This is a genomic window from Urechidicola vernalis (genome assembly GCF_031846385.1).
Classification (GTDB): Bacteria; Bacteroidota; Bacteroidia; order Flavobacteriales; family Flavobacteriaceae; genus Urechidicola; species Urechidicola vernalis.
In genome coordinates this window covers 146122-160518 of sequence record NZ_JAVRHV010000008.1, presented here as the reverse complement: position 1 = coordinate 160518, position 14397 = coordinate 146122, and the positions used below count along the sequence as shown (strand labels likewise).

Annotated in this window: 6 protein-coding genes; 2 read left to right on the top strand and 4 right to left on the bottom strand. The window is 36.1% G+C overall.

Going from position 1 to position 14397, the window contains the following annotated elements; translation table 11 throughout:
• Together RM519_RS13490 and RM519_RS13485 are read right to left on the bottom strand one after the other, a co-directional pair.
• On the bottom strand, positions 1-9977 hold a 9977-nt coding region (locus tag RM519_RS13490), incomplete at its 3' end, for an Ig-like domain-containing protein (protein WP_311594348.1).
• A gap of 140 nt (positions 9978-10117) precedes the next feature.
• Positions 10118-10858 (bottom strand): TerB family tellurite resistance protein, encoded by a 741-nt coding sequence (locus RM519_RS13485; RefSeq protein WP_311594354.1) that lies wholly within the window; start codon positions 10856-10858, stop codon positions 10118-10120.
• Between the two features lie 164 nt (positions 10859-11022).
• Here RM519_RS13485 and RM519_RS13480 point away from each other — a divergent pair, with 164 nt between their 5' ends.
• Both RM519_RS13480 and RM519_RS13475 read left to right on the top strand, forming a co-directional pair.
• Complete coding sequence (locus tag RM519_RS13480) at positions 11023-11433, top strand: BrxA/BrxB family bacilliredoxin (RefSeq protein WP_311594347.1); 411 nt, start codon at positions 11023-11025, stop codon at positions 11431-11433.
• A gap of 63 nt (positions 11434-11496) precedes the next feature.
• Complete coding sequence (locus RM519_RS13475) at positions 11497-12162, top strand: HD domain-containing protein (RefSeq protein ID WP_311594346.1); 666 nt, start codon at positions 11497-11499, stop codon at positions 12160-12162.
• Here RM519_RS13475 and RM519_RS13470 read toward each other — a convergent pair whose 3' ends face one another.
• Positions 12163-12936: an enoyl-CoA hydratase/isomerase family protein gene (locus tag RM519_RS13470; protein ID WP_311594345.1), complete on the bottom strand. Its 774-nt coding sequence runs from the start codon at positions 12934-12936 to the stop codon at positions 12163-12165.
• Positions 12936-14375 (bottom strand): sensor histidine kinase, encoded by a 1440-nt coding sequence (locus tag RM519_RS13465; protein ID WP_311594344.1) that lies wholly within the window; start codon positions 14373-14375, stop codon positions 12936-12938. The genes RM519_RS13470 and RM519_RS13465 overlap by 1 nt, the downstream gene beginning before the upstream one ends.
• Between the last annotated feature and the right edge of the window lie 22 nt (positions 14376-14397).

Here is a 14397-nt window from a genome sequence, read left to right as displayed (position 1 = left end):
ACTCCATTAAAGTCTGCCGATGGTGTATAATCTATCTTATCGTCCGTTGGATCATCTGGTGTTCCGTTGTCATTGACACTTACCAAATTACCATTGAATGATTTTCCAACTCCTAAAGTAATTGTCCCAGCACTTGGTCCATCGCCTCCAAAATCATCATTCGTAGTTACATCAATTGTAGTCATTCCGCTATCCTCTGCAACTGTAGCACTGTCATCATTTGCTGTTGGTAAATCATTGACTTGTAAAACATTTACAGTTACAATTGCTGAGGCGGTATCGTTGTCAGAATCTTTTATAGAATATGAAAAACTATCTATTCCATTAAAATCTGGAGAAGGTGTATAAATAATAGAATCATCCGTTGGGTCATCTGGGGTTCCGTTTTCATTTACTGAAATAGTTGCCCCCATTGCGGTTGGTGCCGAAGAAGTAATTTCTATCGGGCCAATACCAGGTCCATTCCCTCCAAAACTATCATTTTGTAACACATCAATTGTATTATTCGAATTGTCCTCATTGACTTGGGCAAAGTCATCTGAAGCAACTGGGTCCACATCAACTGGAAATATTCTTATTATTACCGATGCGGTAGCTGTATCTCCTTCTGCATCTGCAATGGTATATTGAATCACATCTACACCATCATAACTTGAATTAGGAGCATAAAATAATGTGTCATCGGTTGGGTCATTCGGAGTACCATTATCGTTTACAACAGCAACTCCATTTACAGGTGGTGCCGCAATTGTTATGGCACTTGCACTTGGTCCATCTCCTCCAAAATCATCATTTGAAAGAACGGTGATTAGAGTCCCTGAACTATTCTCCGCTACACTTGCGATATCTCCAACAGCCGTTGGAACATCGTTTACTGATGTTACCGTTACTGTTACCGTGGCAACTGAATCATCTCCATCTGCATCTAATATCTTATAGTCAAATGTGTCTGAACCATAAAAATCTAATTTTGGCTGATAAGCTACCAAATCATCTGTTGGATCATTCGGAGTACCATTGTCATTTACAACTACCGTTCCGCCCTCTACCGTAGATCCACTAACAACTGATATCGTTCCAACACTTGGGCCATCACCTCCAAAATCATCATTTGCCGTTACATCAATGCTTGTTACACCACTGTCCTCTGTAACTGTTACTGTATCAGCATTTGCGGTCGGTAAATCATTTACACTCTCTATGGTAATAGTTACTGTAGCATTACTTGTGTCTCCATTGCTATCTTCAATGGTATAAACAACTGTATCTGTACCATTATAATTCGCATTTGGTGTATACACTATACTGTCATCGGTTGGATCAGTTGGTGTCAAATTATCATCTACCGTAGCAACTCCATTTGTTGGTACCGTAGCAATTACAATAGGCGTGCTACTTGGGCCGTCCCCACCGAAATCATCATTGTAAGTAACAGGGATTGTGGTTGCTGATGCATCTTCTAAAATACTTGAGGGAACATCTTGTGCAATTGGGACATCGTTAACTGAATTTACTGTTATTGTAACTCTTGCTGATGAAATATCACCATCAACATCTAAAATATTGTAATCAAATGTATCTGTACCGTTAAAATCTAATGCCGGAACATAATCAATCGTATCATCGGTTGGATCAGTTGTGGTTCCGTTCTCATTTACAACTACGGTGCCTCCCATGGCTGTAGATGCACTGGTTACCTCAATTGGTCCTAGACTTGGACCGTCTCCACCAAAATCATCGTTTGGTAATACATCTATATTTAATGCTGTATCCTCATCAGTTGTAGTAGCATCATCCTCTGCTAATGGCTCGTCATTTACTGGGGTTAACTCTATGGTTACCGTTGCCGTGGATGCATCTCCATCACTATCAGTAATAGTATAAGTAAAACTATCTGAACCATTATAATCAGGAGTAGGTGAATACACAACAACATCATCTAATACATTTGTATTTCCTTGATCATCGATAGTTGCTGTTCCATTTGGTGGTAAACTAGTCAATGTAAACGTACCTGGTCCATCACCGCCGAAATCATCATTTGGTAATAAATACAATACAGCATTTATTCTATCCTCTACAATAACCACATTTGGATCGTCAACTGCCATTGGAACATCGTTTACTGATGTTACCGTTACCGTTACAGTGGCTACTGAATCATCTCCATCTGCATCTAATATCTTATAGTCAAAAGTATCTGTACCAAAAAAATCTAATTTTGGCTCATAATCTACCAAGTCATCCGTTGGATCATTCGGTGTACCGTTGTCGTTCACAACTACCGCTCCTCCTTCTCCTGTAGATCCACTAACAACTGATATCGTTCCAACACTAGGGCCATCACCTCCAAAATCATCATTTGCCGTTACATCAATGCTTGTAACACCACTGTCCTCTGCAACTGTTACTGCATCGTCACTTGCAATTGGCAGATCATCTACACTCTCTATGGTAATCGTTAGTGTAGCATTACTTTTGTCTCCATTGCTATCTTCAATGGTATAAACAACTGTATCTATACCATTATAATTTGCATTTGGCATATATACTATATTGTCATCAGTTGGATCAGTTGGTGTTAAATTATCATCGACCGAAGCAACCCCATTTGTTGGTGCTGTAGCAATTACAATAGGTGTGCTACTTGGCCCGTCTCCACCGAAATCATCATTATACGTTACAGGGATTGTCGTTTCAATTGCATCTTCCAAAATACTAAAAGGAATATCCTTCGCAATTGGTAAATCATTAACTGAGTTTACTGTTATCGTAACTGTAGCTGGAGAAACATCGCCATCATCATCCAAAATATTATAATCGAACGTATCTGTACCGTTAAAATCTAATGCTGGAACATAATCAATTGTATCATCTGTCGGGTCAGCATCCGTACCATTAGTATTTACCACAACGGTGCCTCCTTTTGAAGTTGAAGGACTAGAAACCTCAATAGGGACGATACTTGGTCCATCTCCTCCAAAATCGTCATTTGCTAAAACATCTATATTCAATGGTGTATCTTCATCGGTCTCAACAGTATCATCTTCTGCTAACGGAAAATCATCAACAGGTGTAACCTCAATGCTTACAGAAGCTGTAGATGGATCTCCATCACTATCAGTAATTGCATAGGTAAAACTATCCGGACCATTATAATCAGGTGTTGGCGAATACACCGCAACATCATCTAAAACATCTGGTGTTCCTCTGTCGTCTATTGTGGCTGTACCGTTTGCTGGCAAACTAGTCAACGTAAAGGTACCAGGACCGTCTCCACCAAACTCATCGTTATTTAAAATAAATAGTTCTGCTTCTATTCTATCCTCCACAATAAGAACGTTTACATCGTCCATTGCTCGTGGAACATCATTTACAGAGGTCACTGTAACAGTAACAGTTGCCACAGAATCATCTCCATCTGAATCTAATATTTTATAATCAAAAGTGTCCGTACCATAAAAATCTAATGCAGGTTCATAATTTATTAAATCATCTGTTGGGTCATCTGAAGAACCATTATCATTTACACTTACCGTACCTCCCTCTTGCGTTGAGCCCTCTATTACTGATATCGTCCCAGTACTTGGACCATCTCCTCCAAAGTCGTCATTGTCCGTTACATCAATGTTCGTAACTCCGCTATCTTCAGCAACAGTCGTTTCATCATCTACTGCCATTGGTTCGTCATCAACACTTTCAATAGTAATTGTTAAAGTAGCGTTACTTGAATCACCATTACTATCTTCAATAGTATATACAACCATATCTGTGCCAAAATAGTTAGCATCTGGTGTATACAAAATACTATCATCAGTTGGATCATTTGGAGTTGTCCCTGGATATATTATAGCCGTTCCGTTGGTTGGTGCTTCAAAAATTACAATTGGAGTATCACTTGGACCATCACCGCCAAAATCATCATTATATGCAACAAGAATGAGTGTTGCAGGATCATCCTCTAAAATTTTTATTTCATCGTCTTCAGCTACAGGTAAATCATTGATTGGATTCACTACAATAGTAACTGTTGCTGGTGAAATATTTCCATCAACATCTAATATATTATAGTCAAAACTATCTGTTCCATTAAAATCTTTAGCTGGCGTATAATCTATGGTATCATCTGTTGGGTCAGTATCCGTACCATTGGTATTTACAACAACTGTTCCACCTCTTGAAGTTGAAGGACTCGAAACCTCAATAGGACCACTACTTGGGCCATCACCTCCAAAATCATCATTTGCTAAAACATCAATATTCAATGGTGTATCCTCATCAGCCTCAACAGTATCATCTGTTGCCACGGGTTCGTCATTTACTGGAGTTACCTTTATGGTTACAGTTGCAGTGGATGCATCTCCATCACTGTCAGTAATTGTATAAGTAAAACTATCTGAACCATTATAATCTGGAGATGGGGTATATAAAAATAAATCATCTAAAACATTGGTATTACCCTGATCATCAATTACCGCTATACCATTTGCAGGAGGTGTTTCTAAAATCATTGTTCCCGGCCCATCACCACCAAAATCATCATTCACTAATACAGTAATTTGGGCATCAATAGCATCTTCCAATATCTCTACTAGTGTGTCATCCGTCGCTTCAGGAAAATCATCAACTGAAGTCACCGTCACATTTACTATTGCATTTGAAATATCACCATTCGAATCAGTTATCCTATATTCAAAACGGTCCTCTCCATTAAAATCAGTGGCAGGTGTATAATCTATTAAATCATCTGTTGGGTCAGTTGGTGTTTTGTTGTCATTTACAATTACAGTCCCTCCTTCATCTGAAGATCCACTTACCACTGCTATGGTTCCAATGCTTGCACCATCGTCGCCAAAATTATCATTGGCCGTTACATCTATACTAGTAGTACCACTATCTTCTGCAACTGTAGCAGTATCATCAAAGGCCATTGGAACAGTATTAACTATGAAATCTGCATACAACACATCTCCTTCAGTTATTAAATCCAATTCGGCCAAATTTACCTGTACAATTTCATTTCGAACAGTTCCAACTGCGTTTGTATTTACATTTACAGTTATAATTAATGATGTAGAGCTACCTACCGATAAATTTCCGATATTCCATACACCATCAACTGGATTATAAGACCCGTTAGAGTTATCTGAAATAAATGTAACTTCAGGTGGTAAAATATCTACAACGGAAACACTTGTTGCATCTTGAGGACCAAAATTGGAAACCGTTATGGTATAATTAAGATCTTCGTTAGCATAAGGGTTGATATTGTCTACCATCTTTTCAGTTACAAGATTCGAAGATTTAATTATTAATTCTGCCTCAGCCGAAATTAAATCATCATCACAAACATAAGATGGGGATTCAACTAACACCCTATATTTATAACCCGACATAGAATAATCTACATTTAGAATACGAATTAAAGGTGAGTTTACCCCTTCGTACTTGCCATCATTTGCCAAATCTTCAAATCCATCTCCTTTATCTTCTTGCCACTGATATCGAACCCCTGCTCCTTCACCTTGAAAATCAACCTCTACCGAAAAAATTACATTTATCCCTTCTAAGACAATTGCATCAAAAGGTGACCTTACAATATCAACTATTGTTTCACTTAATTGTACAAAATCAGGAACAGTATTTTCATCGCCATCAGCAGGTGAAATGTAAAAAGCGTCAGCAACAGTTCCATTATCTAAAATGGTTGGAATTCCTTCTCCAAACATTCCATCATTATCAGGATCTGTAGTAATACTATTATATGCCTCATTCGCATCTGTACAACCGTCTTCATCACTATCAAAATCAATATAATCGGCATGCGCCCCTTCTGTTGTTGTTGGAACTAAACCTTCTCCAGCCGAAAGAGGAATTCCTCCGGTAGCAGTGTTATCAGAATTATCATCGTCATCATCGGCCAATCCATTGTTGTTTGCATCTACACCCCCTGCCTCAATAACATCGTAAATACCGTCATTATCACTATCTAAATCAAACTCATTTGGAATCCCATCTCCATCAATATCACAAATTCCCTGTGTTTGACTTACACTAATATCATCTATGGCAAATTCATTTCCATTACCCAAGGCTGCCCTATCCACAATTACAATTGTTATGGGCTCTGAAGATTCAGGAATAAACGATCCTGAAAAATTTTTCCATGCAGCGGTATCACCTAAACTTTCTCTTGGAACATCGCCTGTACTGATTATGGTATAAGAAGTATTTCCCTGTTCAATAATAACTTCCATATTAGGTAAAATTCTACCTTCATTATCAGGAATATCTAAATCCAAATTCAACACCCAGAAAGATACATCAACAGGAGTTCCTATTTCAACTGCGGCTATATCACGTCTATAATACTCAGAATTTAGAACTTGATTGGTGTTTATTAACAACATTCTTCCTCCCGTAGGCGCAGTTCCTCCATTGGTATGATCACCAAGTGAATGCCAACTTCTATCTGCCCAACTTGAAGCTTCTTGAATACTATTGAACACACTATATTTACCTCCAATGAGGCTGTTTTCCGAATCTTCTGGAACCGACCCAACAGCAAGCGGTAAGTATTCATAAGAACCTAAATAGGGAGACGAAACACTTGGAGTTCCTACATCTAAACTTTGGGTCCCAAAATCTTCTAACAAGGTTATAGTGTTCTTAAACACTAAGTTGGAACAATCTGAATTCTCTTCAACATTAGGAATCCCATCATTATCATTATCCAAATCAATTTGATCTAGCACCAAATCGCCGTCATTATCATTCGATATTTTACCATTACCTTGAATTGCAAAACGGTAGGGGTTTTCATTTAAATCATTATTTGAAATTTCTACAATTACTGTCTTTTCACGTGCCTCAAAAGGATCAAAATCAATGGAAAAAGTTGTATTTCCACCTCCAGATATAACTTCTTCTGGTAAAGAAGAAAGTGAAAAACTATCCGTATCTCCAATTAAACTAACAATTGGATTTCCATTTAACAATAAATCTAAATCTCCTTTATTATTAATCGTAAATGTGTGAGACTCTATTCCTAAGTCTATATCAATACTACCAAAATAGGTATCATCATTTGTGTTTGGTGTTGCATCTCCATTAAAAATAATTTCACCATTTCCTACAAGTTCAATTTCAGTTTTTGGCTCGGTAATTGGAACTATATTTACTAAATAATCTTCTATTTCTCCAGAACTTATAAATGGCCCACAAGCAAGTGGAATTTCTCCTTTTTCAACCGCAATCCTCATTCTTGTAATTACCTCTACAGCATCTTCAGGAATTGTAAAATCAAAACTTCTTTCTATAGTAGTGTTCGTACTTCCAGTGGTTAAATCGGTATATATTTTTTCATTAAAATCTAGAAAATCTCCATCATTATTATAATCTATCCAAACTGCTGTTCCAATTTCTTCATCTGTCTCCGTTTCAATAGTTAAACTCATGTTATATGTATTTCCTAGAGTATAATCAGGAATAGTTCCAGGATAATATGAGTACCTCCCTGGTTCAAATAAAGTTGTGTTGTCAATTACATCAGTAGTTACATTTGAAATATAATAACTCAAACTAGGAGGAATATTTATAGTATCTAAAACTCCACAATAAGTGTCTATTATTCCAAATCCGGTAATATCAAATATATACGGATGCTGATCTTCATCATTATTGGCTATTGAAACCGTAGTAGTATGTTGGCCCGGTTCAATAGGATCAAAAACTACACTAAAAGTTGTTCCATCACTAGGCGATACCGAAGAGGCGGGTGGTGATGTTAATATAAAATTTGCATCATTTGCTAACTGAATTATTGGGTCATCATATAATAATAAATCAATTTCCCCTTCATTAACTATTGAAAATGTATGTTCAAGTGCGGTACCATTTACTTCAATATTTCTAAAATCTGTATTATCGGCCTCTCTAGGAGTTATATCTCCATTCTGAATAAAGATACCCTCTCCTAAGGTTATTATTCTTGCTTTAGGAATAAATCCTACTCCCTCAATAGCGAAGGTGTATGGGTCCTTTTCTGAATCGTTCATGGCAATTGAAACAACCGCTGATTTAATTCCTTCTGATTGAGGATTAAAGGTTATCTCAAAACGAGATCCCGAAGCAGGAATAATAGGTGTACTGGGAACTAAAGAAATAATGAAGTCTTCTATATCTCCAGTAATTTCAACATGTGGGCTTGGGTCATCCAACGTTAAATCTAGACCGCCTAAATTGGCAATTAAAAATCCATTAGTCTGTGGATCAGCCAAAATTTCCTTTCTTCCAAAATTAGTGTTATTTTCTAATTCAGTGGAATTAGAACCATCTGCAATTGGTATTCCATTACCTAAAAGCAGTGCATTTGGAGATGCATCCGTGAGGTCAACAATTGTAACATCATAATCCTCTACCTCACCTGTTTGATTAAATGGCCCACAAGGAGTTGGTATTTCTCCCTCTTGAACGGTAATTCTCATTCTAGTTAAACCAGGGCTTGCAAACTTTGGTATTAAAATACTTAAAGTACGCTCAACCTCTGTTTCTCCAGAACCTGCACTATACAAATTCGTATAAACTTCTTCATTTGCATCTTCAAAATCACCATCTCTATTGTAATCAATCCAAATTCCAACTCCAGAATCACTATTGTCCAATGTAGAGTTCTTAATACTAGTAAAGTAAGACTGCTCTCTATTTAGGTTCGTAGTAAACTGTGTGAAATATGAGTAGCGATCGGGGTCTTCAAATGTAGAGGTATTATCAATATCTCCAACAGCAACATTAGACAAATAGAAACTAGAATTGTCATTTGGAATTGGAGGTGTTGTTGGGTCACAATATTGAAATTCAGCATCTGTTCCAGTTCCAATTACAACAAATGTATAGGGGTTTTCGTCTAAATCACTATTTGCAATAGTAACAGTTATCGATTTTTCTCCCAAAGATTTTGGTTGAAAAGCAATTGTAAAGGTCGATGAATCATCTGGTAATACCGGAGTAACAGGATTAACCGTTAAGAGAAAATCATCAGTATCTCCTGTAATAGAAACAGGTAATGGAGCTCCTGTTAATTCTAAATCCAAGTCTCCAGAATTGTTTATGCTATATTCAAAGAGTTTGGTTGCCTCATTCGCAATAGCGTTTCCAAAATCTGTATTATTTATAGTGCTCGTTTCTGTTTGACCGTTTTCAATTAAGTTGTTATTTCCAAAAACTGATATTTCAGGAGCACTCCCTGTTAATTCAACATCATCAATATAATACGCTTTTGGTTTCCCACTACCTCCTGAGGTAGAACTATTAATGGATATTAAAGCAACATTAAATTTAGTTGCACCATTTGGAATTGCTCCAATTGGCGTTATGTAAGGGTTAGGTTCCGTTACCGTAGGGACTTCTTGTCCGAAATCTATGGGGGTATTATTAGTTCCAATAACTAATCTAGTGGTAAAACTCACCCACTCAAAAACCCCGTCTTCAACTCCTTCTCCATCAGCATCAATATAATAATTGTATAGTATTCTTAAATCATCATGCTGCCTTTGCTCACCATCAGATGCAAATCCAATAGAAAATCTAACATTATCATACTCACTTATATCTACAGTTCTAAAATAAACTAAATGATTATCCGTCCCGTTGTTTCCAAAATTTTGTATTTTAAGACTATAAGGATCTGAAGCAACCTTTTCGTTAGAGGTAGAAATTTCTCCATCTACCGCCACACCAGTAAATGCCCAATTATCATTAACGGACTTAACCCCAACAAAACCAGAACTTACTGGAATGGTATCATAACTAACAGAAATAACCCCTAAATCTTCATTAAAATATTGTGAAGCAATAATTTCTTGAGACTGAACGGTTTGTAAACCAGTAAAGAATAAAAAAATGAACAATATTCTCCAACTATTTAAAAATGTGGAGATGAAACGGAAAGGAATATTTTTAAAGTAGTTTTTCGACATAGACAAATCTTCTTCATGTATATTTAACCCAAAGAGTTAAATAAGTAATTAGCGCAAAAACAAATATAATGAAAAATTAAAAATATCCCTTAAAGTAAGAGGCTTAGCAAACAATTAATTAATCTAAACTTAATATAGGACTAAATACCACGCTCATTTTGAATAGTTTCGTACGCCTTTTGAATTTGCTGAAACTTTTCCTGTGCGCCTTTTAAATGCTCTTCTCCTAAGTGTTGTAATTTGTCTGGGTGGTGCTTTTTAACCAATTTTCTATAGGCTTTTTTAACCTCTTGATCGGTCGCTGACTTTTCAATTTCTAACACTTTATACGCGTTTGAAACACCCGAATAGAACATCGCCTTAATAGATTCAAAATCGTGATGATTGATATATAAATAATTGGCAATTTTATGAATCATTTCAACTTCCGACTCGTTTACATGCCCGTCGGCCTTTGCAATTCCGAATAAAAAGTGCACCAATTGTAAACGCGTAGCATGTGTCATATGCTGCCTAATTTGCATACATACTTGACGTGTAGAAATATTATTGTTCTTTATAATTCCATTAAACAATTTAAAGGCATGGTCTGCACGTTCTCTCCCATACATTTGAATAAAATGATCGCGTACATATTTCAATTCTCGCTTATCTACTTTTCCATCTGCTTTTATAACAACCGCAGACAAAATCAGTAAACTCATTTCAAAATCTCCTGATTGCGTAGAACTACTAGTTTGACTAAAACGCTTTGCATTTTCTACATCTTCTTTAGAAAAGCCATCTATAAAACTACCTACAACAAATCCAATAATCCCTCCAATTGGTCCGCCAAAAGACCACCCTAAAGTGGCACCAAACCATTTTGTAAAATTTCCCATTTCTAAAATTATAAGCGGCAAAGATACACAACCGTAAATAAAGTAAATACTTACAGAATTCATTTAAAATATATTTAACAAAATGGTAAGTTATTCCGATAATTAACGACCCTATTGAAACTGAAAAATAATGTATCTTTGTAACCAATTTAAAATTTAAATTTATGTATCCAGAAGAATTAGTAAGACCTATGGCGTTAGAATTAGAAAATGCTGGTTTTACATCATTACATACCACTGAAGAAGTAGATGCGGCAATAGCAAAAGAAGGAACAACCTTAGTTATGGTTAATTCTGTTTGTGGCTGTGCAGCAGGTTCTGCCCGTCCAGGAGCAATTGCTTCTTTAGGAAACGATAAATTTCCTCAACATTTAACAACTGTTTTTGCAGGTGTAGATGGTGAAGCAACGAATAAAGCAAGAGAATATATGATTCCTTTTCCTCCATCTTCTCCGGCAATTGCCTTGTTTAAAGATGGTGCGTTAGTTCATATGTTAGAGCGCCATCATATTGAAGGCCGTTCTGCACAAATGATTGCTGCAAATTTAGTAGGAGCCTTTGACGAATTCTGCTAAGCAACACTTCAAAAAACTTTTAAAATCCATTCAATTTCTGAATGGATTTTTTATTTTTATACGATGACTTCAGAACAAAATTCTATCATAGAAAACACCATTACTTTCGTAAAAAAAACCTTGAAAAATGCGGAAGGCGGACATGATTGGTTTCATATTCTTAGGGTATACAATAATGCTAAACTTATTTCTGAATCTGAAGATGTCAATAGTTTTATTGTAGCACTTGGTGCTTTACTTCATGATATTGCTGATGCTAAATTTTATGATGGGGACGAAACAGTTGGCCCTAGCGTTGCAACTGAATTTTTACAAACTCAAAATGTAGCTTCATCTGTAATTGACCAAGTTGTTTTTATCATTGAAAATATCTCCTATAAAAATTCATTGAACCTTTCATTTAAGGTGCAAATGAATTCTGAATTGGCGGTTGTTCAAGACGCAGATAGACTAGATGCCATTGGTGCTGTAGGTATTGCTCGCTGTTTTAATTTTGGCGGGTTTAAAAACAGAGGCATGTACGATCCAAGTATTCCTCCTAATTTAAACATGAGCAAGGAAGAATACAAAAAATCCGATGCCCCAACAATTAACCATTTTTATGAAAAATTGCTGTTACTTAAAGATAAAATGAACACCTCAACAGGGTCGCGAATCGCCGCTGAGAGACATGTTTTTATGGAGCAGTATCTGGAGCAGTTTTATGCCGAGTGGGATGGTTTAAAATAATTAAAAATTCGGCTTTCGTTTTTCTAGAAACGCAGAAGTACCTTCGGTAAATTCTTTGGTATCAAAACACTTACCAAAATTCTTAATCTCCTTTTTATATCCATTCGTTTTTTTATCTGACTGTGCATTCACTGTTTCAATGGCAGTAGCAACGGCCTGACCTGAATTAGATGCGATTTTAGACGCCAATTTTTGTGCTAAGGGCAAGAGTTCTTCTTGAGGTACTACATGATTTACTAAGCCACATTCTTTTGCTTCTTGGGCCGTTAGCATGTTCGCTGTTAGTATTAATTCCATGGCTCTACCCTTACCAATTAATTGTGGTAAACGTTGTGTTCCTCCATATCCTGGAATTACACCTAAAGATACTTCTGGCAATCCCATTTTAGCGTTATCACTGGCAATTCTGAAATGAGCCGACATGGCCAATTCTAGACCACCTCCCAAAGCAAAACCATTTATCGCTGCAATTACTGGTGTACTTAAGTTCTCCACAAAATTGAATAACAAATCATGTCCGTTTTTAGCTAAAGTTTGGCCTTGCTCTCCATCAAAATGAGCAAATTCCTTGATGTCCGCTCCAGCAACAAAGGCACGTGTACCTCCACCTGAAATTATAATTGCACGAATATTTTTATCCATGTTTGCATCTGCTAAAGCATTATGTAATTCTAAAATTGTAGGTATGTTTAAAGCATTTAGTTGCTTTGGCCTGTCTATTAAAATTGTTAAAACTTTTCCGTTCTGTTCTAAAATAATATTCTTGTATTCCATTATTCTTTAGGTAATGTTACTATAAATTCTGTTCCAATTTCTTTTTTAGACGTAAATGAAATAGATCCATTATACGCTTCGATAATATTTTTTATCATTGGTAGCCCAAGCCCCATTCCACTTGACTTTGTCGTGAATTTAGGCTCAAATACCATTTCGCTTACTTCGGTAGAAATTCCTTTTCCATTATCAGTTACCTTTAATTGAATTCCACCCTCCTCATTTAAAAGCGCGACTTCAATTTTTGGATTTTCAATGGTTTCCGTTGCCTGAATGGAATTTTTCACCAAATTAGTTACAACTCTAATTATTTGCATTTTATCCAAATTTGCCATAATCTTATTTTCTTCACATGAAAATGAAATATACGATTCTGGAAAAATCTCCATGGCATTCTTAATCACTTCAACAAGATTAATCTCTTCTCTTTTCTGAGTTGGCATTTTTGCGAAATCCGAAAATGCAGAAGCAATACTACTCATCACATCAATTTGCTGAATTAATGAATTGCTGTATTCTTTTAATTTTTGATCAATATTAGGATCAGCAGGATCAAACTTACGTTCAAAACTCTGCACTGTTAAACGCATCGGCGTTAAAGGGTTTTTAATTTCATGGGCCACTTGTTTCGCCATTTCGCGCCATGCTTCCTCTCTTTCATTTTGAGCCAACTTTACAGCACTTTCCTCCAAATCATCAATCATTCTATTGTACGAATCAACCAAATTATGAATCTCTTTGCTAGCATCATTCAACACAATTTTTTCATTCCGCTTGTGAATAGCAGTCTGACTTATTTTATCACTTACCGTTTTAATAGAACGTGTTATATAACTTGATATAAAATAGGCCAAGGCTAAACCAAATGCAAACATAATTAAGAAACCAACAGCCAACCTTGAAAGAAACTCTCTCAACTCTCTACTTAAAGCAGAACTATCTTCTAGATAAGGTAAATGCAAAATTCCAATTCTCTTTAAAGAATCATCTAACAAGTATGTATAAGACGATTGAAATTCAATACCATCTTTCTCTGCTCTTGAAACAAAGCGATGATCTATAGTTGTAGATAATTCATTAAACACATATTCTGAAATAGTACCTGTTTTAATATCATCATTAGATGAAATGATAAAATTTCCTTGTAAATCATAAATCTCAACCTCTAAATTATGTACATCAGAAATTTCTTTTATACTAGATTGAAACATCGGTAATAAAAATTCTCCTTTTATTGGAAATGAAGAATTGCGCATTTCAAAATTGATGTGCTTTCTTATCGCGGTTTCTTTCCTTTCAAAACGACCCGTATTATACTCTTGTGCCTGTTCGTTATATTGAAAAATTGTTACCAATGCTATTAAAACCGACGCCATTACAACCAAGGCAACCATAGCGAGAAAAACACGATTTTGTAAAGAGAGTCTTCTTTTTAACATGTAACGAACATTTAGGTAAAAA